This window comes from Streptomyces sp. NBC_00513, assembly GCF_041431415.1.
Taxonomy (GTDB): Bacteria; Actinomycetota; Actinomycetes; order Streptomycetales; family Streptomycetaceae; genus Streptomyces.
This window is the reverse complement of record NZ_CP107845.1, coordinates 5,241,638-5,267,926: the sequence shown is the minus strand read 5'-3', so window position 1 is coordinate 5,267,926 and position 26,289 is coordinate 5,241,638. Positions and strand designations below refer to the sequence as shown.

Annotated in this window: 26 protein-coding genes; 6 read left to right on the top strand and 20 right to left on the bottom strand. The window is 70.4% G+C overall.

What is annotated here, in order from left to right; all coding sequences use genetic code 11:
* Positions 1–208: 208 nt before the first annotated feature.
* Positions 209–1,228, top strand: coding sequence for an LLM class flavin-dependent oxidoreductase (locus OHA84_RS24480; RefSeq protein WP_053677467.1), 1,020 nt, complete (start codon positions 209–211; stop codon positions 1,226–1,228).
* Between the two features lie 159 nt (positions 1,229–1,387).
* Here OHA84_RS24480 and OHA84_RS24475 read toward each other — a convergent pair whose 3' ends face one another.
* Positions 1,388–1,780, bottom strand: a complete 393-nt coding sequence (locus OHA84_RS24475; protein ID WP_053677465.1) for an SCO5389 family protein — start codon at positions 1,778–1,780, stop codon at positions 1,388–1,390.
* A gap of 220 nt (positions 1,781–2,000) precedes the next feature.
* Between OHA84_RS24475 and nucS the strand changes: the two genes are divergently transcribed.
* Positions 2,001–2,672, top strand: coding sequence for an endonuclease NucS (gene nucS / locus OHA84_RS24470; protein WP_053677463.1), 672 nt, complete (start codon positions 2,001–2,003; stop codon positions 2,670–2,672).
* A 69-nt stretch (positions 2,673–2,741) separates the two neighbouring features.
* Here the strand turns inward: nucS and OHA84_RS24465 are convergent, their stop codons facing one another.
* From OHA84_RS24465 to OHA84_RS24455, 3 genes are all read right to left on the bottom strand, one after another.
* Positions 2,742–5,300 carry an ATP-binding protein gene (locus OHA84_RS24465; RefSeq protein ID WP_266969763.1) on the bottom strand — a complete coding sequence of 853 codons (2,559 nt, stop codon included), beginning with the start codon at positions 5,298–5,300 and terminating at the stop codon, positions 2,742–2,744.
* 196 nt (positions 5,301–5,496) lie between these two features.
* Positions 5,497–5,820 carry an STAS domain-containing protein gene (locus tag OHA84_RS24460; RefSeq protein WP_053677459.1) on the bottom strand — a complete coding sequence of 108 codons (324 nt, stop codon included), beginning with the start codon at positions 5,818–5,820 and terminating at the stop codon, positions 5,497–5,499.
* A gap of 156 nt (positions 5,821–5,976) precedes the next feature.
* Positions 5,977–6,825, bottom strand: a complete 849-nt coding sequence (locus OHA84_RS24455; protein ID WP_053677457.1) for a 3-hydroxyacyl-CoA dehydrogenase family protein — start codon at positions 6,823–6,825, stop codon at positions 5,977–5,979.
* 454 nt (positions 6,826–7,279) lie between these two features.
* Here OHA84_RS24455 and OHA84_RS24450 point away from each other — a divergent pair, with 454 nt between their 5' ends.
* Positions 7,280–7,852: a cob(I)yrinic acid a,c-diamide adenosyltransferase gene (locus tag OHA84_RS24450; RefSeq protein ID WP_053677455.1), complete on the top strand. Its 573-nt coding sequence runs from the start codon at positions 7,280–7,282 to the stop codon at positions 7,850–7,852.
* A 36-nt stretch (positions 7,853–7,888) separates the two neighbouring features.
* On the opposite strand, the gene OHA84_RS24445 is transcribed toward OHA84_RS24450, so the two are convergent.
* Complete coding sequence (locus OHA84_RS24445) at positions 7,889–8,470, bottom strand: hypothetical protein (protein ID WP_266969766.1); 582 nt, start codon at positions 8,468–8,470, stop codon at positions 7,889–7,891.
* Positions 8,471–8,658: 188 nt separating this feature from the next.
* On the opposite strand from OHA84_RS24445, the gene OHA84_RS24440 reads away from it, so the two are divergent.
* The 3 genes from OHA84_RS24440 to OHA84_RS24430 all read left to right on the top strand — a co-directional run bounded on the left by OHA84_RS24440 (position 8,659) and on the right by OHA84_RS24430 (position 12,546).
* On the top strand, positions 8,659–9,855 hold the full coding sequence (locus OHA84_RS24440) for a sensor histidine kinase (RefSeq protein ID WP_234349996.1): 1,197 nt from the start codon (positions 8,659–8,661) through the stop codon (positions 9,853–9,855).
* On the top strand, positions 9,852–10,508 hold the full coding sequence (locus OHA84_RS24435) for a response regulator transcription factor (RefSeq protein ID WP_053677452.1): 657 nt from the start codon (positions 9,852–9,854) through the stop codon (positions 10,506–10,508). Before OHA84_RS24440 ends, OHA84_RS24435 begins: the two co-directional genes overlap by 4 nt.
* Before the next feature lie 133 nt (positions 10,509–10,641).
* Positions 10,642–12,546 carry a glycoside hydrolase family 18 chitinase gene (locus OHA84_RS24430; protein WP_266969768.1) on the top strand — a complete coding sequence of 635 codons (1,905 nt, stop codon included), beginning with the start codon at positions 10,642–10,644 and terminating at the stop codon, positions 12,544–12,546.
* A gap of 87 nt (positions 12,547–12,633) precedes the next feature.
* Here OHA84_RS24430 and OHA84_RS24425 read toward each other — a convergent pair whose 3' ends face one another.
* The 15 genes from OHA84_RS24425 to prmC form a co-directional block, all read right to left on the bottom strand.
* Positions 12,634–13,083, bottom strand: coding sequence for a DUF2550 domain-containing protein (locus OHA84_RS24425; protein ID WP_053677710.1), 450 nt, complete (start codon positions 13,081–13,083; stop codon positions 12,634–12,636).
* Positions 13,084–13,212: 129 nt separating this feature from the next.
* Entirely contained in the window at positions 13,213–13,587 is a 375-nt protein-coding gene (locus OHA84_RS24420) for a F0F1 ATP synthase subunit epsilon (protein ID WP_053677447.1), read from the bottom strand.
* A 128-nt stretch (positions 13,588–13,715) separates the two neighbouring features.
* Positions 13,716–15,158 carry a F0F1 ATP synthase subunit beta gene (gene atpD / locus OHA84_RS24415; protein WP_053677446.1) on the bottom strand — a complete coding sequence of 481 codons (1,443 nt, stop codon included), beginning with the start codon at positions 15,156–15,158 and terminating at the stop codon, positions 13,716–13,718.
* A complete protein-coding gene (locus tag OHA84_RS24410) occupies positions 15,158–16,075 on the bottom strand; it encodes a F0F1 ATP synthase subunit gamma (protein ID WP_053677443.1) in 918 nt (305 codons plus the stop codon). Before OHA84_RS24410 ends, atpD begins: the two co-directional genes overlap by 1 nt.
* A gap of 20 nt (positions 16,076–16,095) precedes the next feature.
* The gene (atpA, locus tag OHA84_RS24405; protein WP_053677441.1) at positions 16,096–17,691 is read right to left on the bottom strand and encodes a F0F1 ATP synthase subunit alpha; all 1,596 of its coding nucleotides are present in this window, start codon (positions 17,689–17,691) and stop codon (positions 16,096–16,098) included.
* 130 nt (positions 17,692–17,821) lie between these two features.
* Positions 17,822–18,637: a F0F1 ATP synthase subunit delta gene (locus OHA84_RS24400; RefSeq protein ID WP_053677439.1), complete on the bottom strand. Its 816-nt coding sequence runs from the start codon at positions 18,635–18,637 to the stop codon at positions 17,822–17,824.
* Entirely contained in the window at positions 18,634–19,179 is a 546-nt protein-coding gene (locus tag OHA84_RS24395; protein ID WP_053677437.1) for a F0F1 ATP synthase subunit B, read from the bottom strand. Before OHA84_RS24395 ends, OHA84_RS24400 begins: the two co-directional genes overlap by 4 nt.
* A gap of 40 nt (positions 19,180–19,219) precedes the next feature.
* The gene (locus OHA84_RS24390) at positions 19,220–19,468 is read right to left on the bottom strand and encodes an ATP synthase subunit C (RefSeq protein ID WP_030008695.1); all 249 of its coding nucleotides are present in this window, start codon (positions 19,466–19,468) and stop codon (positions 19,220–19,222) included.
* A gap of 75 nt (positions 19,469–19,543) precedes the next feature.
* Positions 19,544–20,365 carry a F0F1 ATP synthase subunit A gene (atpB, locus tag OHA84_RS24385; protein WP_053677435.1) on the bottom strand — a complete coding sequence of 274 codons (822 nt, stop codon included), beginning with the start codon at positions 20,363–20,365 and terminating at the stop codon, positions 19,544–19,546.
* 225 nt (positions 20,366–20,590) lie between these two features.
* The gene (locus OHA84_RS24380) at positions 20,591–21,037 is read right to left on the bottom strand and encodes a hypothetical protein (RefSeq protein WP_053677433.1); all 447 of its coding nucleotides are present in this window, start codon (positions 21,035–21,037) and stop codon (positions 20,591–20,593) included.
* A gap of 276 nt (positions 21,038–21,313) precedes the next feature.
* Positions 21,314–22,660 carry an MraY family glycosyltransferase gene (locus tag OHA84_RS24375; RefSeq protein WP_199826494.1) on the bottom strand — a complete coding sequence of 449 codons (1,347 nt, stop codon included), beginning with the start codon at positions 22,658–22,660 and terminating at the stop codon, positions 21,314–21,316.
* A gap of 104 nt (positions 22,661–22,764) precedes the next feature.
* Positions 22,765–23,994 (bottom strand): serine hydroxymethyltransferase, encoded by a 1,230-nt coding sequence (glyA, locus tag OHA84_RS24370; RefSeq protein WP_266949960.1) that lies wholly within the window; start codon positions 23,992–23,994, stop codon positions 22,765–22,767.
* 90 nt (positions 23,995–24,084) lie between these two features.
* Positions 24,085–24,738, bottom strand: coding sequence for a low molecular weight phosphatase family protein (locus OHA84_RS24365; protein WP_053677427.1), 654 nt, complete (start codon positions 24,736–24,738; stop codon positions 24,085–24,087).
* Positions 24,735–25,382: an L-threonylcarbamoyladenylate synthase gene (locus OHA84_RS24360; RefSeq protein WP_053677425.1), complete on the bottom strand. Its 648-nt coding sequence runs from the start codon at positions 25,380–25,382 to the stop codon at positions 24,735–24,737. The genes OHA84_RS24365 and OHA84_RS24360 overlap by 4 nt, the downstream gene beginning before the upstream one ends.
* 46 nt (positions 25,383–25,428) lie before the next feature.
* On the bottom strand, positions 25,429–26,274 hold the full coding sequence (prmC, locus tag OHA84_RS24355) for a peptide chain release factor N(5)-glutamine methyltransferase (protein ID WP_053677424.1): 846 nt from the start codon (positions 26,272–26,274) through the stop codon (positions 25,429–25,431).
* Between the last annotated feature and the right edge of the window lie 15 nt (positions 26,275–26,289).

The window sequence follows — 26,289 nt, the reverse complement described above, 5'->3', positions numbered from 1 at the left end:
CGAGCTCGGGTACCCGCAGGGTGTCCGGAGGAAGGTGACCGAAAGGCTCGCGACGCGTCGGGCGGCATGACAATCCCAATAACTTTCCGGTCAGGCCGTGCCTTTGGCACTTGTCAGACGTTGTTGCCATCAGACGTTGATGCCATGAAACGGCACCGAGCCGGTCCACCTGGGGGAGGCCGCGCCGGCCGCGAGGAGGCTAAGGGCGATGCGCGTAGGAGCGTTTGTACTGGCGGCCCAGTTCCCGGGCCAGGGGCAGGGGGAGGCGCTGCACCGGGCGGTGCGGACCGCCGAGGTGGCCGAGGAGGCCGGGCTGGACTCGGTCTGGTTGGCCGAGCACCACTTCGTGCCGTACGGGGTCTGCCCGTCGGCGGTGACCCTCGCGGCCCTGCTGCTCGGACGGACCCGGCGGCTGCGGGTGGGCACGGCCGTGAGCGTGCTGCCGAGCACGCACCCGGTGGCCCTCGGGGAGCAGGCGGCGCTGCTCCACGTCACCTCGGGGGGCCGGTTCACCCTCGGGGTGGGGCGCGGCGGTCCCTGGGTGGACCTGGAGGTGTTCGGGGGCGGTCTGGACGCGTACGAGAAGGGCTTCCCGGACGATCTGGACCTGGTGCGGCGCTGGCTGTCCGAGCCGCGCGTGGGGGCGGTCGGCGAGCGGTACGCCTTCCGCGAGGTGGCCGTCGTGCCGCGTCCGTCGGAGGCGTTGGACGGCGACGGGAAGGGGCCGGAAGTGATCGTCGCGTGCACCTCCCCGGCGTCGGTGCGCCTGGCCGCCGAGCGGGGCCTGCCGATGCTGCTGGGCATGCACTGCGGGGACGAGGACAAGGCGGACATGGTCGCGCTGTGGCGGCGCACCGCGCGGGACGCCGGTCACGACCCCGAGGCGGGGCACGTGTCGGCGGGGGTGTGCCAGCTGGCGGACCGGACCGCGGACGCCCGGGAAACACTGGTGAAGGCGATGCCGGGCTGGTTCCGGCAGGGGCTGGACGCGCACGTGACGGTGGACGGCCGGCAGCGCGCGATGCGCGATCCCGTCGCCTACACGGAGCTGCTGTGCGACCTGCACCCGGTCGGTACGCCGCGACTGGCGGCGGACCGGCTGGCGGCGACCGCGGAGCGCACGGGCATCACCCGGTTCGCCCTGCTCACGGAGGGCTCCGGCGATCTCGCCGCGACGGAGGAGAACGTACGGCGCCTGGGCGCCGAGGTCCTGCCCCGCCTCGGTTGAGATCCGGACCCCGGGCCGACGGCGGTCGGGGAGTCGGAACCCGGGCCTGCCGCTCCGGTGTCAGTCGCAGCTCTCGCGACTCGGAGCGGCAGCGGAACACCGGTGGCGACGGGGCCCAGGTCCCGTCGTCACAGTGGCGCCGGGCGAAACGGAGACGGCCTAGCAGTCCCGCAGTTCCGGCGACTGGTTGAGCAACTGGCCCCGGATCGAGGTGAAACGGGCGTGCCTGTCATCCGATGAGGTATCCAGCGGGAACACGGCGACACGGTGACAGTTCTGGAATGCCAGACGCACTCCGAAGTGCCGCTGGAGCGCACCACGTATCGCGTCACTCGCGAGGGCGCGCAGCAGCTGCCCCCGCGCCTGCTCGTCCGGCGGCGGCGTCTGGTTGTCGGCGAACTCTCCGCCCTCAACCTCCAGCTGAGCCACCAGCGAGCTGATCATCTCCCATGCGTAAGGCAGGGAGGTCCGGACGCAGTCGACGAAGGCGGCTTCGTCGACCTCGCCTCGCTCGGCCTGTTCGAGTAGGGCCGGTGAGACGTCGAGCGACATGGGTTCTCCTCTCGTGACCCCGGCGTTCGGGTCGCCGGAGTCTTACGGGCAGGGAAGGAGAGTCGCGACGCAGTGTGCACGCTCGACGACCTCCCGCTATCCACGGTAGGCGCCCACCGGGTACCGCACCAGGAGAATGCGCATACAACGCGCCATCCGCGAACGGGGCTTTCACGGGCGAATCGCGTGGAGGCCCATCGGTCGAGTAGCGTTGCCGACCATGCGTCTCGTCATTGCCCGCTGCTCCGTCGACTACGCGGGCCGGCTCACTGCCCATCTGCCCTCGGCACCCCGTCTGATCCTCGTGAAGGCCGACGGCAGTGTCTCGATCCATGCGGACGACCGGGCGTACAAACCGCTCAACTGGATGTCGCCTCCGTGCACCCTCAAGGAGGGGAGCGGGGACGAGGCCGGTGTCTGGACCGTCATCAACAAGGCGGGCGAGAAGCTCATCATCACGATGGAAGAAGTCCTGCACGACTCCTCCCACGAGCTGGGCGTGGACCCGGGTCTGATCAAGGACGGCGTGGAAGCGCACCTCCAGGAGCTGCTGGCCGACCGCATCGACACCCTCGGCGAGGGCTACAGCCTGATCCGGCGCGAGTACATGACCGCGATCGGGCCGGTGGACATCCTGTGCCGTGACGCCGACGGCGCGACGGTGGCCGTGGAGATCAAGCGGCGCGGCGAGATCGACGGTGTCGAGCAGCTGACCCGCTACCTGGAGCTCCTGAACCGGGACCCGCACCTCGCCCCCGTCCGGGGCGTGTTCGCGGCCCAGGAGATCAAGCCCCAGGCCCGCGTCCTGGCGACGGACCGCGGCATGGACTGCGTGATCCTCGACTACAACGCCATGCGCGGCATCGAGGACGACAAGCTCCGCCTGTTCTAGGGCGCCTCTTCCCACGGCTTTCACGGCCCCGTCGGCGACTGCCGGCGGGGCCGTGCCGTTCTCCGCTCCCTACCGGGTCGTGGACGCCTCCGGGGAGGTGTCGCCGCCCGTCGGGCCGGTGGGGACCGGCGTTACCGGCGGCTGGGTCGACACCGACGGCTGCGGGGTCACCGAGGACGTGGACGGCTTGGGGTCCGGGGAGGTCGGCGACTGGACGGGCGTCGACGGCGGCGTCGAGGTGCGCGGCGTCGTCGGGGACGAGGGCCGGCCGGACGGCGTGCGCGCGGGCGGTGTCTTCCCCGTGCCCGGTACGGTGCCCGGATCGGAGTGGCTGCCCGACGGTGCGGGGCGGCTCGGGTCCGCCGGATCGGCCGGGTCGGACGTCCCCGGCTCGGGTGCGGAGGGCTCCGAAGGAACGTTCCCGCTGCTCTCCGTCACGGACGTCGGGGTGGTCGACACGGCGGGCCCCTGCGGCTTGTCGTCGCCCGACGGCATCACCGCCAGGGCCACCACCGTGCCCAGCACGGCCACCGTCACCGCGCCGGCCGCGGCCAGCAGCGCCGTGCGGCGTCGGGACGCCGGAGCGGGCGGCGGCGGGGCGAGGGGCGGCGCGGCCGGCTTCGCCGTCAGGGGGAACGCGTCGTCGAAGACCTCCGACAGGGCGGAGGAGGACTTCTGGTCCCCCCGCTGGATCACGGGAACCACCTGTGTGACGACCTCCCCCGCGGGCGCCGGCGGGACCCCGGGCCCCGTCGGGGCCGGCGCGCCGACCGGTCGCGTCAGCGGTGACGCGGGCGGGGCGTCGGCCGGGGCCGCGGGAGGAGCCGCGGGAACGGAGCCGGCCAGGGACGCGGACAGTGACACCGGCGGGAAGGCCGTCGGCGGCGTGGAAGCCTTGGGAGGAGCAGGAGTCACGGGCGCCGCGGGCGTCATCGGGGTCACGGGCGTCACCGGGGTCACGGGCGCCTCCAGCCGCAGCGGCGGCGACGCCACGCCCCCCGCCGTCTCCCGGTCCGTGACCAGCGCCAGCGCCCGCCGCCCCGCGACCGTGCCCCGCTTGTCGGCGAGCGCGCCCCGCAGGCCGATCGAGGCCTCCAGCTCCGCCCGGGCCCGCTCAAGCCGGCCCTCGCACAGCGCGAGCACACCGAGCTCGTGGTGGAAGTACGCCTGTTCCGCGACCTCCCCCGCCTTGCGCGCGGCCTCCGCGCCCGAGCGCAGCACCCGCTCCCACGCCTCCCAGTGCAGCGACGCCGCGAAGGCCGGGGCGGCCGTGCGCGCCAGCAGTACGGCCGCCACCACGTCGGCGCCCGCCAAGGCCGCCAGTACCGCGTCGGCCTCCGCCGCGACCCGCTCCGGGGTCACCGAGGCGTGGCCGGTCCACCAGACGTAGTGCCGGGCGGCCGTGCGGGCCTCCTCGGCGGCGCTCTCCCCGTACCCGGCCTCCTCCAGCTGCCGGGCCACCCCGGGGGCCAGCCGGTAGCGCGGTCCGACCGGGGTGAGCAGTCCGCAGCCGAGGAGTTCCGCGACCGCCACGTCGGCGTGGGTGTCCCCCACCAGGGCCGGCAGGTGCGCGTGGTGGGGCATCTCCCCGCCGAGCGCGCACGCGATGCGCAGGGCGGCCCGCGCCGATTCGCTCACCCGGGAGGCGAGGAGTTCCGCCGGCGCGGCGGCCTCGGCCAGGGTGGGCAGCGGTACGTCGACGGGCTCGCGGGGGCGTTCCTCGAAGACTCCGGGCTCCTCCTCGTCGTCCGTCTCGTCGGTCCGGTTGAGTTCGTCCCGTTGGCGCAGCAGCGCGGCGGCCTGGACGAAGCGCAGGGGCAGCCCCTCGGAGGCGAACCGCAGGTCGCCCGCCCAGGCGGTCTCCTCCTCGGTCAGGGCGCGCCCGGTGAGGGCCTCCAGCAGCAGGACGCAGTCGGCCCGGCCGAGGCCCCCGAGGAAGACCTCCTCCAGGTGCGAGTCGTCGGAGGGGGATTTGGTGTCGGGGGTGGCGGCCAGCAGGTAGGCGCATTCGGGCGTGGCTCGCAGCAGCTCGTCGAGCGCGGGGCCGCCGAGTTCCAGGTCGTCGAGGAGGACGACCGCGCCGATCTCCTTCACCCGTGCGAGGAGTTCCGGGCGGTCGGGGCGTCGGCCCGAGCCCTCGTACACGGCCGCGTACAGCGCGTGGAGCAGTTCCGTCGGTTGCTGCTGCCCGTGCCCGGAGAGGCGTACGACCCCGTCGGGCGCGATGCCCTCGCAGGCGAGGGCCACCGAGTCGAGCAGCGCGGAACGGCCCGATCCGGCGGGTCCGGTCAGGCGGACGGAGCGCCCGCGCCCCAGCAGCCGTACGAGTCGCTCCCGCTCCTCCTCGCGCTCCAGCAGGAGCCGGCCGGGGAGCGGGGTGCCGGGCAGCGCCGGCGGTCTCGCGGCGGCGTCCCGCTCGGCGCGGGCGGCCGGACCGCGCTTGGCGGGGCGCTCCGTCGCGGCGCCCGGTCGCAGGGGTTCTATCTCGCTGCCGTCGACCGGGTTGACGGTGAGGGTGAAGTCCCCCGCGGTCAGGGTGACGACCCGCGCGACGGGCCCGCTCGCGGGTCCCGTCGACGCTGCCGGGGTGTCCTCGCCCGGTTCGGACTGTCCCTGAGTTCGGTCCATGACCAAGTCCCCCGATCGCGTCGCGCGTACCGCCGCTGCCGCCGTCGTACCGCCCGGCCTTCGCTCGCACACGCCGCAGTCGCTACTGGTCCGGTTTCCGCCCGAACCCTAGACCGTGGCCGGCCCCGCCGGAACCGCCGGGGGTGTCTTCACCACCGGACCGTTACGTTTCTGCGGAATCCGACGCATCCGGTCGTCACACCCGCGGCAGGGACTCCGCTTCCAGCCCGCCCTCGATGGCGAGGATCCGGTGCAGCCGGGTCGCCACCAGCAACCGCTGCATCTGCGCGGGCACCCCGCGCAGTACCAGGCGGCGTCCGCTCCGGCCGGCCCTCCGGTGGGCGCCCATGATCACGCCGAGGCCGGTGGCGTCCCAGGAGTCGAGTGCCGTGAGGTCCAGCACGAGGTCGCCGTGGCCGTCGTCGAGGGCGGAGTGCAGGGCCGTACGGGCGTCCGCCGCGCTGCGCACGTCGAGGCGACCCCCGACCGCGAGTTCGGCGTGGTCGCCCCTGATGTGCATATGCGCTCCCGGCAGTCCTGCGTTCGTCTGGTCCGACTGGTCCGTGGTCGGCAACTCTCACTGCAACTGACTGCCTCAGGAGCAGGGAAGTTGCCGACCGTGAGCGAACCGATACCTAATTCACCCTGTCGGGCGAGGGCATTCGAACGATCGTGCTCAGTGCTTGTAGAAACCCTGGCCGCTCTTGCGACCGATGTCGCCCGCGTCCACCATGCGGCGCATCAGCTCCGGCGGCGCGAACTTCTCGTCCTGCGACTCGGTGTAGATGTTGCTCGTGGCGTGCAGCAGGATGTCGACGCCCGTGAGGTCGGCGGTGGCGAGCGGGCCCATCGCGTGACCGAAGCCCAGCTTGCAGGCGATGTCGATGTCCTCGGCGGAGGCGACGCCCGACTCGTACAGCTTGGCGGCCTCGACGACCAGCGCGGAGATCAGACGGGTCGTCACGAAGCCGGCGACGTCGCGGTTGACGACGATGCAGGTCTTGCCGACCGACTCGGCGAACGCCCGCGTGGTGGCGAGGGTTTCGTCGCTCGTCTTGTAGCCGCGGACGAGCTCGCACAACTGCATCATCGGGACGGGCGAGAAGAAGTGCGCGCCGACGACCCGCTCCGGACGCTCCGTCACGGCCGCGATCTTGGTGATCGGGATGGCGGAGGTGTTGGAGGCGAGGATCGCGTCGTCCCGTACGAGCTTGTCGAGCGCACGGAAGATCTCGTGCTTGACCTCGAGCTTCTCGAAGACGGCCTCGACGACGATGTCGGCGTCGGCGACCGCGTCGAGGTCGGTGGAGGTGGTGATCCGGGCCAGCGCCGCCTCGGCGTCCTCGGCCGTCAGCTTGCCCTTGGCGACGAAGCGGTCGTACGAGGCCTTGATCCCGTCCGTGCCACGGGTCAGCGCGGCGTCGGTGACATCACGCAGTACGACGTCCCAGCCCGCCTGAGCGGAGACCTGAGCGATACCGGATCCCATGAGTCCGGCACCGATGACGGCGAGCTTCCCAGCCACTGCACACCCCTCGTTCTCGAATACGGCCCAGTCCCGTGGCCTCTCCGGCGGAGACTAGCGCCAGTGAGGGGTCGTGTGACCGCGAAGTAACACGCGTCACGTCTCATCTGACGGACATCACACCGGGACGGCTCAGCCCGTACCCGCCGTCCCCAACCGGTCCTCGATCGGCCGGAGTCGCCCGACCCGGCGCTCCGCTCCACCGACCCCGGCGCTCCGCTCGGGGCGGCACGGGCCCGTCAAGACGGCGGCCCACCGGGCCTGTTCGACCCCGCTCCGGACGGCGACCGGGTCGGGCATACCGCCCCCTCTTCCCCGTACCGCCATCTCTGCGCCGTTGCGTACCCTTTCGGGCGGTTCTGCGGCCGTCGCCGGTGGACGACGGCCGGCCCGCGGGGGCCATCGCACGCGGGCGCCGTACGCGTGTTTCGGGGTCGCTCACTAGGCTGGACACATGGTGAACCTCACGCGCATCTACACCCGCACCGGCGACCAGGGCACGACCGCCCTCGGAGACATGAGCCGCACGCGGAAGACCGACCTGCGGATCTCCGCTTACGCCGACGTCAACGAGGCGAACGCGGCCATCGGCACGGCTATCGCCCTCGGCGGTCTGTCCGAGGACCTGGTGAAGGTCCTGGTCCGGGTGCAGAACGACATGTTCGACGTCGGCGCGGACCTGTGCACCCCCGTCGTCGAGAACCCCGAGTACCCGCCGCTGCGCGTCGAGCAGTTCTACGTGGACAAGCTGGAGGCGGACTGCGACACCTTCAACGGCGAGCTGGAGAAGCTGCGGAGCTTCATCCTGCCCGGCGGCACCCCCGGCGCGGCCCTGCTGCACCAGGCCTGCACCGTCGTGCGGCGCGCCGAGCGCTCGACCTGGGCGGCCCTGGAGGAGCACGCGGAGGCCATGAACCCGCTGACGGCCACCTACCTGAACCGCCTCTCCGACCTCCTGTTCATCCTGGCCCGTACGGCCAACAAGGAGGTCGGGGACGTGCTGTGGGTGCCGGGCGGCGAGCGCTGACGAGTCCGCCGCCCGTCGGCTGGGCGGTCGACCCGGCTACCGCTTGAGGAGGGCGGCGGGGTCTGCCCCGTCCTGGTCGACCCTGCCCGCCGGAGCCTTCCGCGGCCAGATCGAGTAGGTCGCCGCGACCAGGGCCTGGATGCCGACGATCCGCAGGACGACGGACTGCCATTGCCGGAGCGCGTCGACGTCCACTCCGTCGCCCACGTACCGGATCGCGGCTTCCAGCAGTGCCAGCGAGACGGCCGCGGCGACGAGGGTCCGTACCCACAGCTTCCACTCGTGGACGGCCCGCGCACTGACGTACTTGGCGCCCGGCGGCTTCGGTCCCCCCGCCCAACGGTGGGCGGCGTGCCGATCGAGCCACTTCACCGTGTAGTGGCCGTAGGCCACGGTGTAGCCGATGTAGAGGGCGGCCAGGCCGTGCGTCCAGCCCGGTCGGCCGCCGTTCTTCAGGTCCAGCGTGGTGAACACGAACAGGGCCAGTTCCAGCAGCGGCTCGCACAGCAGCACCGCCGCGCCCAGCCTCGGCATTCGGGCGAGGTAGCGCAGCGCCAGCCCTGCCGCCAGCAGCACCCAGAAACCGACCTCGCAGGCGACGATCAGCGCGACGAGCACGGTACTCACCTTCCCCGCTCGACCTCTCGACTCGGACGGGGCGGCCGCTCCCGGTCCTTCCAAGAGTCCCGTCCGGTGCGGTCCGGCACGTCGTCTGCGATGACGAGAGTCGACTGCACCCTTCGATGTAGCGGCTCCTCCGCCCAGCCGGCGAGGCCCGGGAGCGCTTCACCGTGTTGGATGGGAACGTGCCCTCGAAGACCCTCGTGTCCGCCTTCCGCCCCCACCGCGACGACGTGCTGCTGTGCGTCGTCAGCCTGCTCGCCGGGGTGCTCCTGTGGTCACTCGGGGTACACAGCTCCCCGAGCCGGAACATGTTCCCCGACTGGGCGGCCCTGGTCCCGCTGGTCGCCCTCGGCCCGATGGAGCTGCTGCGCCGCACCGCACCGCGCGTGACGCTGCCCGTGGGCACCGTCGGGGTGATCGCGGACCAGTTCACCGTCGGCAACCTGGTCACGGTCCTGATCTTCACCGACCTGATGTACGCCGCCGTCGTGTACGGCAAGCCCTCCATGGCCCGGCGGCTCCCGGTCACCACCGGACTGATCACCATCGCCGTCACGATCGCCTCGGTGGCCTGGCTGCGCACCCCGCAGGCCCTGCTGATCGGCGTGATCACCGGCATCGTCAGCTTCGGGCCGGCCCTCACCGGAGCCACCCTGCGCAACCACCGCGAGGCGGCGGTCGCCGCCCGGCTGCGCGCCGAGCAGACCGCGCTGCTGGCCGAGATGGACCGCGCGCAGGCCGTGGTCGCGGAACGGGCCCGGATGGCGCGGGAGTTGCACGACATGGTGGCCAATCACCTGTCGGCCATCGCCATCCACTCCACCGCCGCGCTGTCCATCGACTCCCCCGCGACCAGCCGGGACGCCCTCGGGGTGATCCGCGAGAACAGCGTGCAGGGGTTGGCCGAGATGCGACGGTTGATCGGGCTGCTGCGGGACGCCGGCGCGGAGCAGGAGCCGGTGGCGGTGCCCTCCCTCGACGGACTGGACGTACTCATCGGCAAGGCTCGTGTGAACGGGGCCGGCAGCGGCCTGGACTTCGTACTGGAGGACACCCGCACCGACGGGGAGCCGCTGCCCGCCCCCGTGGAGCTGGCCGCGTACCGCATCGTCCAGGAGTCGCTGACGAACGCCCTCAAGCACGCCGTCCCGGGGACGGTCCGGGTGCGCCTGTCATCCGCGGACGGGCTGCTGACCGTACGGGTGGACTCGCCGTACGGGGAGCGGCCCGGCCCGCGCGCCCCCGGTTCCGGCGCGGGGCTGATCGGCATGCGCGAGCGGACGGAGCTGCTCGGGGGCGCGTTCACGGCGGGGCGGGCCGGCACGGTGTGGCAGGTGCGGGCGTCCTTGCCCGCCGAGGAGAGGGCGGTGACCGGGTGACCATCCGGGTCGTGGTGGCGGAGGACCAGCGGGCGGTGCGCGCGGGTCTGGTGATGATCCTGCGCAGTGCGGGCGACATGGAGGTGGTGGGCGAGGCGGCGGACGGGGAGGAGGCGGTCCGTCTGGCCCGTGAGCTTCGGCCGGATCTGGTCCTCATGGATGTGCAGATGCCCCGGCTCGACGGGGTTTCGGCCACGCGGCAGGTGGTCGCGGAGGGGCTGGCCGACGTGCTCGTGCTCACGACGTTCGATCTCGACGAGTACGTCTTCGGAGCGCTGCGCGCGGGCGCCTCGGGCTTCCTGCTGAAGGACGCGGAGGCGGCGGAGCTGATCGGGGCGGTGCGCACCGTCGCCCGCGGCGAGGGGCTGATCGCGCCCGCGGTGACCCGTCGGTTGATCGCCGAGTTCGCGGCGCCGCAACCCGTGCGGACGGCCGTGCCGCCGGAGCGGGCGGCGGCGGTGGCCTCGCTGACCCGGCGAGAGCGGGAGGTGTGGGGCTGCCTGGGTGAGGGCCTGTCGAACGCGGAGGTGGCTTGCCGGCTGGAGATGGCGGAGGCGACGGTGAAGACGCACGTCAGCAGGTTGCTGGGGAAGCTGGAGCTGCGCAGCCGGGTCCAAGCGGCCGTACTGGCCCAGGAGTTGGGCATCCAGTAGGAGGCTCGAAGGGAGGTCTGGACCTCTTGACGGTTGGTCCAGACCTTTCTAATCTCACCGCAACACTGTGGTGAGCGTGTCATGGCGAGAACCTTGACGAGACGTGCTCACGGGCGGCGCAGGTCCCACCCCCATGTCGGAGTCGGCCCCACGACTTCGACGGACCTACGGAGGAGCACCCTTGAGCACAGCACCCCCACGACGCGTACGACTGCTCAGAAGGCTGGCCGCGACCGCGGTCGCCCTGGCCCTGCCCGTCGCCGGCCTCGTCGGCCTGGCAGGCACCGCACAGGCCGCCGGCTCCGCCACCGCGACCTACACCAAGGCCTCCGACTGGGGCTCCGGTTTCGAGGGCAAGTGGACGGTGAAGAACACCGGCACCACCGCCATCAACAGCTGGACCGTGGAGTGGGACTACCCGACCGGCACCAGGGTCACCTCGGCCTGGGACGCCACCGTCACCAGTTCGGGCAACCACTGGACCGCCAAGAACGTCGGCTGGAACGGCGCCCTCTCCCCCGGCGCCAGCGTCACCTTCGGCTTCAACGGCACCGGCCCGGGCGCCCCCTCCGGCTGCAAGATCAACGGCGGCTCCTGCGACGGCGGCACCACCCCCACCGACAACCCGCCGTCCGCCCCCGGCACCCCCACCGCGACCGGGGTCACCGAGACCTCGCTCACCCTGAACTGGGCGGCGGCCACCGACGACAAGGGGATCAAGAACTACGACGTCTACCGCGGCAGCGGCAAGGTCGCCACGGTGACCGGCACCAGCTACGCCGACAGCGGCCTGACCAAGGGCACGACGTACGCCTACACGGTCACCGCCCGCGACACCGCCGACCAGACCGGCCCCTCCTCCGGCTCCCTCTCGGTGACCACCCCGGGCGGCGGCACGGGCCCCGGCCCCGACCCCGGTGACGGCACCAGGGTCAAGCTCGGCTACTTCACGAACTGGGGCGTCTACCAGCGCAACTACCACGTGAAGAACCTGGTCACCTCCGGCTCCGCCGCGAAGATCACGCACATCAACTACGCCTTCGGCAACGTCCAGGGCGGCAAGTGCACCATCGGCGACGCGTACGCCGACTACGACAAGGCCTACACCGCCGACCAGAGCGTCGACGGCGTCGCCGACACCTGGGACCAGCCGTTGCGCGGCAACTTCAACCAGCTGCGCAAGCTCAAGGCGAAGTACCCGAACATCAAGATCCTCTGGTCGTTCGGCGGCTGGACCTGGTCCGGCGGCTTCGGCCAGGCCGCCGCGAACCCGGCCGCCTTCGCCCAGTCCTGCCACGACCTGGTCGAGGACCCGCGGTGGGCCGACGTCTTCGACGGCATCGACCTCGACTGGGAGTACCCGAACGCCTGCGGCCTGACCTGCGACACCAGCGGCGCGGCCTCCCTGAAGAACCTGATGCAGGCCGTCCGCGGCAAGTTCGGCGCGAACAACCTGGTCACCGCCGCGATCTCCGCCGACGGCTCCAACGGCGGCAAGCTCGACGCGGCCGACTACGCGGGCGCCGCCCAGTACGTCGACTTCTACAACGTCATGACGTACGACTTCTTCGGCGCCTGGGCGGCGCAGGGCCCGACGGCCCCGCACTCCCCGCTCACCGCCTACTCCGGCATCCCGCAGGACGGCTTCAACTCCGAGGCCGCGATCACCAAGCTCAAGGGCAAGGGCATCGCCGGCTCCAAGCTCAACCTCGGCATCGGCTTCTACGGCCGCGGCTGGACCGGCGTCACCCAGGCCACCCCGGGCGGCACGGCCACCGGGCCCGCCCCGGGCGCGTACGAGCCCGGCATCGAGGACTACAAGGTCCTCAAGGCGAGCTGCCCGTCCACCGGCACCATCGCCGGCACCGCCTACGCCAAGTGCGGAAGCAACTGGTGGAGCTACGACACCCCCGCCACCGTCGCCTCGAAGATGACCTGGACCAAGCAGCAGGGACTGCGCGGAGCCTTCTTCTGGGAGTTCAGCGGCGACACCACCAACGGTGAGCTCGCCAACGCGATCCACACCGGTCTGCAGTAGCCCCCGCGCTCCGCACCGGTGAACCGACGAAGCCGGGGAGAAGGGTCCGTCCCCCTTCTCCCCGGCTTCCTCACGTGCCGGTACCGCTCAGGCCACGTTCACCCGCTGGCCGGGAGGCGCCGCCTCCAGCCAGGCCAGGAAACCGGTCAGCGCGTCGTCGCTCATCGCCAGCTCCAGGCGCGTCCCCCGGTGGGAACAGCCGAGCACGACGGCGTCCGACAGCAGCGCCAGCTCCTCCTCGCCCTCGGGCGCGCGGCGGGCGAGGACCTCGATGGAGGAACGCTCCAGCAGCCGGCGCGGGCGCGGGGAGTAGCTGAAGACCCGGAACCATTCGATCCGGTCACCGCTGTAGCGGGCGACCCCGTACACCCATCCCTTGCCGGAGACGTCGGGCCCCTCGGCCACACCGCCCCACCGCAGGCTGCAGTCGAAGGTCCCCCCGGACCGCTGGATCAGTCTCCGGCGCAGCCCGAAGACAAAGAGCCCGATCGCCAACAAGACCACGATCAGGCCGCTCACAAGCAGAGCGAGGAGCATCTTCACCGACCTCCTCGCTCATCGAATACCGCCATGCGAAAAACGGACGTACATCGCCTCAGCCGCGACCCGGTCTGGAAAATTCCAGAACGAACCGCGGCTGAGGTCGCACACTATTCGGTACGGGGCTCAGTGCCCCGTTACCGCGCGCAGTCGGACATCCGCGCGACGCTCGGCGGCCGCGTCGGCCTCCGACTTCGCGCGATCCAGTGCCCGCTCCGCCCGCTGGACGTCAATCTCGTCCGCGAGCTCGGCGATCTCGGCCAGCAGCGACAACTTGTTGTCCGCGAACGAGATGAATCCGCCGTGCACCGCGGCGACGACAGTGCCGCCCTCGCTGGTGCGGATGGTCACAGGGCCCGATTCCAGCACACCGAGAAGCGGCTGGTGACCGGGCATGACGCCGATGTCGCCGGACGTGGTGCGGGCGACAACAAGGGTGGCCTCGCCGGACCAGACATTGCGGTCCGCCGCGACCAGCTCGACGTGCAGCTCAGCAGCCAAGGTGGCTCCTCGGGTCACCACCCGGCGGGTCGGCCGGGTGTTGGGTCAAATTCTAATGGGCGTGGGGAGAGGGACGGGACGCACCCGCCCCTCTCCGTCAATCAGCTCTGCTCACGAGGAGCGGGGCTTCAGGAGACGCCCAGCTCCTTGGCGTTGGCCTTCAGGTCCTCGATGCCACCGCACAGGAAGAACGCCTGCTCGGGGAAGTGGTCGTAATCGCCGTCGCAGATCGCGTTGAACGCCACGATCGACTCCTCCAGCGGAACGTCCGAACCGTCCACGCCGGTGAACTGCTTCGCCACGTGGGTGTTCTGCGACAGGAAGCGCTCGACGCGACGGGCACGGTGGACAACGAGCTTGTCCTCCTCGCCCAGCTCGTCGATACCGAGGATCGCGATGATGTCCTGGAGGTCCTTGTACTTCTGGAGGATCCCCTTGACGCGCATCGCCGTGGCGTAGTGGTCCGCCGCGATGTACCGCGGGTCGAGGATGCGGGACGTCGAGTCCAGCGGGTCCACGGCCGGGTAGATGCCCTTCTCGGAGATCGGACGGGAAAGAACCGTCGTCGCGTCGAGGTGGGCGAAGGTGGTCGCCGGCGCCGGGTCGGTCAGGTCGTCCGCGGGGACGTAGATCGCCTGCATCGAGGTGATCGAGTGACCACGGGTCGAGGTGATGCGCTCCTGGAGGAGACCCATCTCGTCGGCCAGGTTCGGCTGGTAACCCACCGCGGAGGGCATGCGGCCGAGCAGGGTCGACACCTCGGAACCCGCCTGGGTGTACCGGAAGATGTTGTCGATGAAGAACAGCACGTCCTGCTTCTGCACATCGCGGAAGTACTCCGCCATGGTCAGACCGGCCAGGGCGACGCGCAGACGGGTGCCCGGGGGCTCGTCCATCTGACCGAAGACAAGCGCCGTCTTGTCGATGACGCCCGAGTCGGCCATTTCCTCGATGAGGTCGTTGCCCTCACGGGTACGCTCACCGACGCCCGCGAAGACCGACACACCGTCGTGGTTGTTGGCGACGCGGTAGATCATTTCCTGGATCAGAACGGTCTTGCCGACACCGGCACCACCGAACAGACCGATCTTTCCACCCTTGACGTACGGGGTGAGAAGGTCGATGACCTTGACGCCGGTCTCGAACATCTCGGTCTTCGACTCGAGCTCGTCGAAGCGGGGCGCCTTGCGGTGGATGGGCCAACGCTCGGTGACGTTGGCGTTCTCCTCCGGGTAGTTCAGCACCTCACCGAGGGTGTTGAACACCTTGCCCTTGGTGAAGTCACCGACGGGGACGGTGATGCCCTCGCCCGTGTCGGTCACCGGGGCCTGGCGGACCAGACCGTCGGTGGGCTGCATGGAGATGGTGCGGACCAGGCCGTCACCCAGGTGCTGGGCGACTTCCAGGGTCAGCGTCTTGAGCGCGCCGTCCTCGGCCGGGTCTGCGACCTGGACCTTCAGCGCGTTGTAGATCTCGGGCATGGCGTCGACGGGGAACTCCACGTCGACGACCGGGCCGATGACCCGGGCGACGCGGCCCGTGGCGGCGGCCGTCTCAACAGTGGTCGTCATTACTTGTCACTCCCCGCGGTCGCGTCAGCCATGGCGCTCGCGCCACCGACGATCTCGCTGATTTCCTGGGTGATTTCGGCCTGGCGGGCCGCGTTGGCAAGCCGGGAGAGGCTCTTGATGAGGTCTCCGGCGTTGTCGGTCGCCGACTTCATCGCGCGGCGGCGGGCGGCGTGCTCGGAAGCGGCCGACTGCAGCAGTGCGTTGTAGATACGGCTCTCGACGTAGCGCGGCAGCAGGGCGTCGAGGACGTCCTCCGCCGACGGCTCGAAGTCGAACAGCGGAAGGATCTCGCCCTTCGCGCCGGACTCTTCTTCGGCCTTGTCGAGGCTGAGCGGCAGCATCCGGCCGTCGACCGCGTTCTGCGTCATCATCGACACGAATTCCGTGTAGACGATGTGCAGCTCGTCGACGCCGCCCTCGGCCGTTTCCTTCTGGATGGCCTCGATCAGCGGCTCCGCGACGCGCTTGGCGTCGGCGTAGGCCGGGCTGTCGGTGAAGCCGGTCCACGACTCCGCGACCTTGCGCTCGCGGAAACCGAAGTAGGCCAGACCCTTACGGCCGACGATGAACGTGTCGACCTCCTTGCCCTCGCCGCGCAGCCGCTCGCTGAGCCGCTCCGCCTGCTTGATGGCATTCGAGGAGTAGCCGCCGGCCAGACCGCGGTCGCTCGTGATGAGCAGGACCGCGGCGCGCACCGGCGCCTCGACCTCGGTGGTCAGGGCGTGCTTGGTGTTCGAGCCGGTCGCCACCGCGGTCACCGCACGGGTGAGCTCGGTCGCGTACGGCATCGATGCCGCCACCTTGCGCTGCGCCTTGACGATGCGCGAGGCGGCGATCATCTCCATCGCCTTGGTGATCTTCTTGGTCGCCGTGACGGCACGGATGCGACGCTTGTAGACCCGGAGCTGCGCTCCCATGAGTCAGGTCCCTTCCGTCGTCACTTGGAGACGTTGACGGCCGGCGCGTCCTCGCCCAGAAGCTTGCCGTCCGAGGTCTCGAACTGCTGCTTGAAGGCGGCGATGGCGTCGGCGATCGACGTCAGGGTGTCGTCCGACATCTTGCCGCCCTCGGCGATGGAGGTGAGGAGGTCCTTGCGCTCGCGGCGCAGGTGCTCCAGCAGCTCCGACTCGAAGCGACGGATGTCGTTGACCGGGACCTCGTCCATCTTGCCGGTGGTACCGGCCCAGACGGAGACGACCTGCTCCTCGACGGGCATGGGCTGGTACTGGCCCTGCTTCAGCAGCTCGACCAGGCGCTTGCCGCGCTCCAGCGAGGACTTCGAAGCGGCGTCCAGGTCGGAACCGAAGGCGGCGAACGCCTCCAGCTCGCGGTACTGGGCGAGGTCCAGGCGCAGACGGCCGGAGACCTGCTTCATCGCCTTGTGCTGGGCGGAGCCACCGACGCGGGAGACCGAGATACCGACGTTCAGCGCCGGGCGCTGGCCCGCGTTGAACAGGTCGGACTCCAGGAAGCACTGGCCGTCGGTGATGGAGATGACGTTGGTCGGGATGAACGCCGACACGTCGTTCGCCTTGGTCTCGACGATCGGCAGACCGGTCATCGAACCGGCACCCATGTCGTCGGAGAGCTTCGCACAGCGCTCCAGCAGACGGGAGTGCAAGTAGAAGACGTCACCCGGGTAGGCCTCGCGGCCCGGCGGGCGGCGCAGCAGCAGCGACACGGCGCGGTAGGCGTCGGCCTGCTTCGACAGGTCGTCGAAGATGATCAGGACGTGCTTGCCGGCGTACATCCAGTGCTGGCCGATGGCGGAACCGGTGTACGGCGCCAGGTACTTGAAGCCGGCCGGGTCGGACGCCGGGGCGGCGACGATCGTCGTGTACTCCAGCGCACCGGCGTCTTCCAGGGCGCCGCGAACGGACGCGATGGTCGAGCCCTTCTGGCCGATGGCGACGTAGATGCAGCGAACCTGCTTGTTCACGTCGCCCGAGCGCCAGTTGTCGCGCTGGTTGATGATCGTGTCGACGGCCAGAGCGGTCTTGCCGGTCTGACGGTCGCCGATGATCAGCTGACGCTGGCCGCGGCCGATCGGCACCATCGCGTCGATGGCCTTGTAGCCGGTCTGCATGGGCTCGTGGACCGACTTGCGGACCATGACGCCCGGGGCCTGCAGCTCGAGGGCGCGGCGGCCTTCGGTCGCGATCTCGCCGAGGCCGTCGATCGGGTTGCCGAGCGGGTCGACAACGCGGCCGAGGTAGCCCTCGCCGACACCTACGGAGAGAACCTCACCGGTGCGCTGCACCGGCTGGCCCTCCTCGATGCCACTGAACTCGCCGAGGACGACCGCACCGATCTCGCGCTCCTCGAGGTTGAGGGCGAGACCGAGGGTGCCATCCTCGAACTTCAGCAGCTCGTTCGCCATGGCGGAGGGCAGGCCCTCCACCTTCGCGATGCCGTCGCCGGCAACGCTGACCGTTCCGACCTCCTCGCGCGAGGCCGCGTCCGGCTGGTACGACTGGACGAAGTTCTCCAGTGCGTCCCGGATCTCCTCCGGCCGGATCGTGAGCTCCGCCATCTGGGTTCCCTGCTCTCCTTGTTGGGCCTGAAGCTTCTTAGGGGTCTGGGGGCGACCCCCAGGAATCTTCTGCAAGTTCTGCACGGCCCAACCGGGCCGCTAGGAATGCTTTGTTCTAGTTGGTGGCTGGTCAGCCGGCCATGCGGCGGGTCGCCTCGGAGAGGCGGTCCGCGATGGTGCCGTCGATGACCTCGTCGCCGACCCGCACCACGATCCCGCCGAGGACCGTGGGGTCCACGTCGAGGTTGAGGTGCATCTGGCGGCCGTACAGCTTGGCCAGCACCGCGCCGAGACGCTGCTTCTGCGCGTCGCTGAGCGGAACCGCGGTGGTCACGATGGCGACCATGCGGTTGCGGCGCTCGGCGGCGAGCGTGGAAAGGGAGTCGAGTCCCGCTTCCAGGCTACGTCCACGCGGGTGCGTGACGAGTCGGGTCACCAGTCGTTCGGTGACCGCGTTCGCCTTGCCGCCGAGCAGGCTGCGCAGCAGCTCGCTCTTGGCGGCGGCGGTGGCCGCCCGATCGGTCAGCGCGGAGCGCAGCCCGGTGTTCGAGGCGACGATCCGGCCGAACCGGAACAGCTCGTCCTCGACGTTGTCGAGCCCGTTCGCCTGCTGGGCCGCGGTGAGGTCGGCAGTGGCCGCCAGTGCCTCGAGCGAGTCCACCAGGTCGCGGGACTGCGACCAGCGGGAGCGCGCCATGCCGGACACCAGGTCGAGGGTTTCCCCGCCGACCTGGTCGGCCAGCAGGCGACCCACGAGCTCGGCCTTGGCCTCGCCGGGCTGCGCCGGGTCCGTGATGACCCGACGCAGCGAGACCTCACGGTCGAGCAGCGCGGTGACGGCAGCCAGCTCACCGGCGAGCTTCGTCGCGTCGACGGACGTGTTGTCCATCAGCGCGTCGAGACGCTCACGCGCTGAGGCCAGTGCCTCGCGGCTCGCTCCGTTCATCGGGCGGCCTCGGCCTTCTCCTCGAGCTCGCCGAGGAAACGGTCGATCGTGCGGCTCTGCCGGGCGTGGTCCTCAAGGGACTCGCCGACGAGCTTTCCGGCCAGGTCGGTGGCGAGCTTGCCCACGTCCTGACGCAGTGCCTGCGAGGCGGCCTTGCGGTCTGCCGCGATCTGGGCGTGGCCGGCAGCGATGATCTCCTCACGCTGCCGCTGGCCCTCTGCGCGCAGTTCTTCCTTGAGCGCAGTGCCCTGCTCCAGCGCTTCCTGGCGCAGGCGCGCGGCCTCGTGCCGGGCTTCGGCGAGCTGAGCCTTGTACTGCTCGAGGACGCTCTGAGCCTCGGTCTGGGCTGCCTCGGCCTTCTCGATGCCACCCTCGATGGCCTCGCGACGCTCATCCAGAACCTTGTTGATGTTCGGGAGGAGCTTCTTCGCGAGGAAACCGAAGACGATGACAAAGGCGATCAGGCCGATGACAAGCTCGGGGATCGGCGGGATGAGGGGGTTTTCCGCCTCTTCGGCCGCGAGCTGAACCAGAGGGTTCACATCAGTGCCTTCCGTCTAAAGGGTCTGTCCGCTACCGGAATCAGGAGGTCGGGTAGACGAACGGCATGACCAGACCGATGAGGGCGAGCGCCTCACAGAAGGCGAAGCCGAGGATCTGGTTGGCGCGGATCAGGCCGGCGGCCTCGGGCTGGCGGGCCAGCGCCTGGGTGCCGTTACCGAAGATGATGCCGACGCCGACGCCGGGGCCGATGGCCGCGAGGCCGTAACCGATGGAGCCGAGGTTGCCCTTGATTTCGACGCCAGCAGCGAGGGTCTGGAGAGCGGACATGCCGGTTCTTCCTTCTCTTTCATGGACCGGTGGGGGTTGGCCACCGGACGACTGTTGGTTTGGGGGTGGGGCCGGTCAGTGGTGCTCGGCGACGGCGCCCTGAATGAAGCTGCAGGCCAGCAGTACGAAGACGTAGGCCTGGACAGCCTGGATGAAGAGCTCGAACGCGGTCATCACGATGACCATCACGAACGACACACCCGCGTAGGCGATACCGATGCCGTTCAGCAGGTACCAGCTGGCGATCGTGAAGAGCAGCAGCAGGGTGTGGCCGGCGAACATGTTCGCGAAGAGACGGACCGCGTGCGTGAACGGTCGGACGATCACGTTCGAGAAGAACTCGATGAGCATGACCAGCGGCAGGATCCCGCCGAGCGACTTGTCGTAGCCCGTGAGGTTCTTCAGACCGCCGACGAAGCCGTGGCGCTTGAAGGTGACCGACATCCACATGAAGTAGATGACCAGGGCGAGACCCGCCGGGTACGCGATGACCGCGGTCACCGGGAACTGCGCGAGCGGGACGATCGACCAGAGGTTCAGCATCCAGACGAAGAAGAACGTCGCGACCATGAAGGGGACGTACTTCTCGCCTTCCTTCTTGCCGAGCGTCTCGTAGACGATCCCGCGGCGCACGAAGTCGTATCCGGCTTCGGCGACCATCTGGAGCTTTCCGGGAACCAGCTTCGGCTTGCGGAAGGCGGCCCAGAAGAATCCGACGATGATGATCGACCCGAGCAGGGCCAACAGCATCGTCTTGTTGAAGTAGACGGTGCCGTCGATGTCGCCGAAGATCGGCTCGAACAGGAACGAGTGCAGGCCAGGAGCCGGGAAGCCACAGCCGTCGAAGATGTGGCAATCGGTCTCGAAGGCGAGCACCTGCGTCGGGTCAGCACTCACCGCGGGCTCCTTCAGCGTGGCGCATAGGTACGGCAACCTCGTTGTGTCGGCGCGGCGCACAGCCGCGGTTCGGCACGGGACTGGTCTTACGGATGTGGGGGCGGCTTGCAGGCAGTGAGCCTCGCGTTGAAGCAGGCGTCAGCTCAGATGCCTGCGCCCGCGATGCCGCAGTTGGCACCGGACGATAGCAGCATCTCGAACGCGCACTTATTCCGCCCCTACCGTTCACGAAGAGGACCCCGTGTTTTCGGGCTTCTCACCCTTGTCGCGCTTGGCGGACTCGGGCTCGACGTAAAGGATCTTGGCCTTCATGTGCGCGCGCGTCTGCGCGGCGATCCAAGCAAGGGTCGCCGCGACGATGGTGATCGCGAATGCCCTGGGATTGAACAGCGTCGTGTTCTTGAACACGGCGACGAAGACGAAGAGCAGCAGGATCTGGGTCGTGTAGAGCGCCAGACCCATCATCTGGAACAGATGCGGCAGCGATCGTGCCGTCCGCTGCAGGATGACAAAACCGATCCCCATGAACAGGATCACGATGATCGTGGCCATGACGGCCCCGAGAGCCCCCTTCCCGCCGGCTACGACGCCGCTGACGGCAGCGGCCACAAGGCCGACCACAGCGGTGGGTACCGCGGTATGCAAAAGGGATCGGGCGTCATCGGACAGCATGGCGCATGGCTCCGCGTGATGGTGGGGGTATACGGGACTCGTACGGGACGAGCGTAAGCCCGGTCCGAGTGAGAGCCTCGGGCCAATGGACCGTCGCACTACGGTCCTTCGGCTCTGTCGCCGGGTTTAGTGAACGGTATCACAAAGTATTTGATGAGAGCTTTACCCGGTGGGTGTGCTGACTGTCACACATGAGAGTGACCCTGCGCGTGTGTGCAGGACAGCCATGTGACTTGTCTGGTAAAGGGAGTTCATGTCGGACATGCGCCTCCGGCGTCAGCGCGCGGAACCGGCCTTACGCCGGTCGGGGAGGCGAGAACGGGGGCCAATCGCAGTCGCGCCGTTGACGCCGGACACCCCGGCCGCGATCGGGCGGGCCGGCTCCGGCTCCGTGCCCGTCGCGTCCTGCGCGGCCGCCTCGGCCGCCGCCTCCGCGGCCCGCTCCGCGTGCCGGTACCGCGGCGGTACGAGGCCCTCCGCCCACCTCGGCGCGCGCGGGGTGAACCGCGGCAGCAGCAGGAGGACGAGGCCCAGCGCGCTCAGCGCCGCGATGGCGAGCACGATCCACATCGAGGTGGAGTGCACGGAATAGGCCACCGCGCCGAAGGCGATCAGGCCGGACCAGAAGTACATGATGAGCACCGCGCGGCTGTGCGAGTGCCCCAGTTCCAGCAGTCGGTGGTGCAGGTGGCCGCGGTCCGCCGCGAACGGCGACTGGCCCTTCCAGGTGCGCCGGACGACGGCCAGCACCAGGTCGGCCATCGGGATCGCGATGATCGTCAGCGGCAGGACCAGCGGGATGAAGACCGGCAGCATCGCGTGGGTCGCGTTGCGCTCACCACCCGCGAACAGCGCCATGGTGTCGGGGTCCACCTGCCCGGTGATCGAGATCGCCGAGGCGGCCAGCACCAGGCCGATCAGCATCGAGCCGGAGTCGCCCATGAAGATGCGGGCCGGGTGCATGTTGTGCGGCAGGAAGCCGAGGCACATGCCCATCAGGATCGCGGCGAAGAGGGTGGCGGGGGCCGCCGCCTCGATGCCGTAGCCGAACCAGATCCGGTACGCGTAGAGGAAGAAGGCGCCGGTCGTGATGCAGACCATGCCGGCCGCGAGCCCGTCGAGTCCGTCCACGAAGTTCACGGCGTTGATGGTGAGCACGACCAGGGCGACGGTCAGCAGGTTGCCCTGCCACTGGGTGAGCGCGACGGTTCCGATGAAGGGAACCGGGATCCACAGGATCGTCAGACCCTGGATGACCATCACGCCCGCGGCGATCATCTGGGCGCCGAGCTTGATCAGGGCGTCGATCTCGAACTTGTCGTCGAGGACGCCCACCAGCCAGATCAGCGCCGCTCCGGAGAGCAGCGCCCGCGGTTCGTTCGAGGCGGTGAACACCGCGTTGAGGTTCTGCAGGTGGTCGGCGACCAGGAGGCCGGCGCACAGACCGCCGAACATCGCGATGCCGCCGAGCCTCGGCGTCGGTTCTCGGTGCACGTCACGCGCGCGCACCTCCGGCATGGCCCCGGCCGCGATAGCGAACTTCCGCACGGGCCCGGTCAGCAGGTAGGTCACCGCGACCGTGACGCACAGCGTCAGCAGATATTCACGCACGGGCTGCCCCAGATGTATCGCCGGCCATCTCAGCCCCACACATTAGCTGCGATGTACCCCACTCCGAGGACGCGCGGGGAGGCTACCGCGGTTGCGGTACGCCCGGCTTGTCCCTGTCAGTACCCATACGGTGGAAATTCTCGTGTCAGTTCTTCGACCTCCGTACGGGTCTTCGCGGCTTCCCCGTGGAGCGCCGCCGCAAACAGCGCTCCGATCCGTCGCATCTCGGCCCCGCCCATGCCCTGCGTGGTCACGGCCGCCGTGCCGAGGCGGAGCCCGCGCTGTTCCCCGTACGGGAGGGCGCAGGTGTCCAGCACGATGCCGGCGGCGGCCAGCCGGCCGCGCGCGGTCGGGCCGTCCAGTCCGAGGGGGGCCGGGTCGACGCTGATCAGGTGGGTGTCGGTGCCGCCGGTCGTCACGAGGAAACCGTCGGCCTCCAGCTCCTCGGCGAGCGCCCGGGCGTTGGCGACCACCCGGTGGGCGTACGTGGTGAACGCGGGCCCGGCGGCCTCCCCGAAGGCCACGGCCTTGGCGGCGATGGTGTGCATCTGGGCGCCGCCCTGGGTGAAGGGGAACACCGCCCGGTCCACCCGTTCCGCGAACTCGGCGCCGCACAGGATCATGCCTCCGCGCGGACCGCGCAGCACCTTGTGCGTGGTCGCGCAGATCACGTCCGCGTAGGGGACGGGGCTGGGGGCCGCCCCGCCGGCGACCAGACCGATCGGGTGCGCGGCGTCCGCGATCAGGAAGGCCCCGACCTCGTCGGCGATCTGGCGGAAGACCCCGTACTCGGGGTGGCGTGGGTAACAGATCGAGCCACAGACGATGGCCTTGGGACGGTGCCGGCGGGCGAGTTCGTGGACCTGTTCGTAGTCGATGAGGCCCGTTTCGGCGTCCAGCCCGTAGCCGACGAATTCGAACCAGCGGCCGGAGAAGTTCGCGGGTGAGCCGTGTGTGAGGTGTCCGCCGTACGGGAGTCCCATCGCCAGGACCGTGTCGCCGGGGCGCAGCAGCGCGGCGTACGCGGCGAGGACCGCGGAGGAACCGGAGTGCGGCTGCACATTGGCGTGATCCACCCCGAAGAGGGCGCGGGCCCGCTCGACGGCGATCCGCTCGGCCAGGTCGGCGTACTCGCAGCCGCCGTGGTGGCGGGCGCCCGGGTAGCCCTCGGCGTACTTGTTGGCGAGCGCCGATCCGAGGGCGGTGAGCACGGCGGGCGAGGTGAAGTTCTCGGCGGCGATCAGCTGGAGGGTGCCGGCCTGCCGTCGCGCCTCTCCGGCGAGCACGTCGGCCATCTGCGGGTCCTGCTGCCGCAGCAGGTCCGTGGGCTGGGTGATGACGCTCATGGCGCGACTCCAGAGACGTGTACCGGGTACCGCCCACTGTAGGACCGCGGTGCCCGTCGCGCCTTGTGGCGCCCGCGCGCGGGTGAGTCCTCAGCGTCCTGCGGTGACGCCCGTCAGGGCGGTGACCACGGGGTCCAGTGCCTGGTTGATCTCGTCGCCGATGGAGCGGAAGAAGGTGATGGGGGCGCCGTACGGGTCGTACACCTCGTCGGCGTCCGGCGAGGGGGCCAGCAGCCAGCCGCGCAGCGCGGCGGCGGCCCGTACCAGGGCGCGGGCGCGCTCCGCCATGCCGTCGTCCAGCGGCGGCAGGGTGGCCGGATCTATCGCCCGCACGAGCCGGGTGAACTCCTTCAGGGTGAAGGTCCGCAGCCCCGCGGAGTGGCCCATGGAGATGACCTGTGCCCGGTGGTCCCGGGTCGCGGTGAGCACCAGGTCGGCGCGTATGACGTGCTCGTCCAGCAGCTCGCGCCCGGTGAACCCGGAGGCGTCGGCCCCGAAGTCGGCGAGGACCGCGGCGGCGTTGGCCTCCATCGGCGCCCCCTCGTGGCCCCAGGTGCCCGCGCTCTCCACGATGAGGTCCCCGGTCACGGGGCCGCCGAGGCGGTGCGACAGGGCGTGCCGCGTCAGCCGCTCGGTGATCGGCGAGCGGCACACGTTGCCGGTGCTGACGTGGAGTATGCGGAAGGATCCGCCCCCGGCCACGGCCGGGAGGTGTCCTGCTATGCCACGCCCCTCAGGGCTCACGGGGCCACCTCGAGGTCGGGTACGACCTCCCGCAGCTGGTCCGCGGTCAGCGCGCCCTCGCGCAGCAGGACCGGGACCTTCCCGGTGACATCGACGATCGACGACGGCTGGATGCCGGGGGTCGGCCCGCCGTCCAGGTACACGGACACGGAGTCGCCCAGCATCTCGCGGGCGGCGTCGCAGTCCTCGGGGGCCGGGTGCCCGGTCAGGTTCGCCGAGGACACGGCCATCGGGCCGACCTCGGTCAGCAGCTCGATCGCGACGGGGTGCAGGGGCATCCGCACGGCCACGGTCCCGCGGGTCTCCCCCAGGTCCCAGGCCAGCGACGGCTGGTGCTTGGCGACCAGCGTCAGCGCGCCCGGCCAGAAGGCGTCGACGAGTTCCCAGGCCTGCTCGGAGAAGTCCGTGACCAGGCCGTGCAGGGTGTTCGGCGAGCCGATGAGGACCGGGGTGGGCATGTTGCGGCCGCGCCCCTTGGCGGCGAGCAGGTCACCGACCGCCTCGGCGCTGAAGGCGTCCGCACCGATCCCGTACAGGGTGTCGGTGGGCAGCACGACGAGCTCGCCGCGGCGCACGGCGGATGCGGCTTCGCGCAGGCCCGTCTTGCGGTCCGTCGCGTCGTTGCAGTCGTATCGCCGGGCCATCAGCGGGCCTCCTCAAGCAGCGGGGTGGTGGCGGGAAGGGGCGCGCTCACGGCAGGGCCTTGCGGGCGGTCGCGAAGCGCGGGCGGTTGTTGAGGTCGGGGTGGTCGGCCGCGTCGGCCCAGCCACGCTCCTCGGCGAAGATCCACGGGACCTGGCCGCCCTGGGTGTCGGCGTGCTCGATGACGACGATCCCGCCGGGTCGCAGCAGCCGGTGGGCGGTGCGCTCGATGCCTCGGATGGTGTCGAGGCCGTCCTCGCCGGAGAACAGCGCCATCTCGGGGTCGTGGTCGCGGGCCTCGGGGGCGACGTACTCCCACTCGGTGAGCGGGATGTACGGCGGGTTCGAGATCACCAGGTCCACCTGGCCGTCCAGCTCGGGCAGCGCGCTCAGCGCGTCGCCCTGGTGGACGGTGACCCGGGAGCCCTCGGCGTTCTTGCGGGTCCACTGGAGGGCGTCCTCGGACAGCTCGACCGCGTGCACGCGCGAGCGCGGCACCTCCTGGGCCATGGCCAGGGCGATGGCCCCGGACCCGGCGCACAGGTCCACGATCAGCGGTTCGACGACGTCCATCGCCCGGACGGCCTGTATGGCCCAGTCGACGACCGACTCGGTCTCGGGCCGGGGCACGAAGACCCCGGGGCCCACCTGGAGCTCCAGATACCGGAAGAAGGCGCGGCCGGTGATGTGCTGGAGCGGCTCGCGGGCCTCGCGCCGGGCGATGGTCTCCCAGTACCGGGCGTCGAAGTCGGTGTCCTTGACGTGGTGCAGTTCCCCCCGTTTGACGCCGTGCACGAAGGCCGCGAGTTCCTCGGCGTCGAAGCGCGGTGAGGGCACGCCGGCGGCGGCCAGCCGCTGGGTGGCCTGGGCCACCTCGGCAAGCAGCAAGTTCACGCTGGTCCTCCGGGC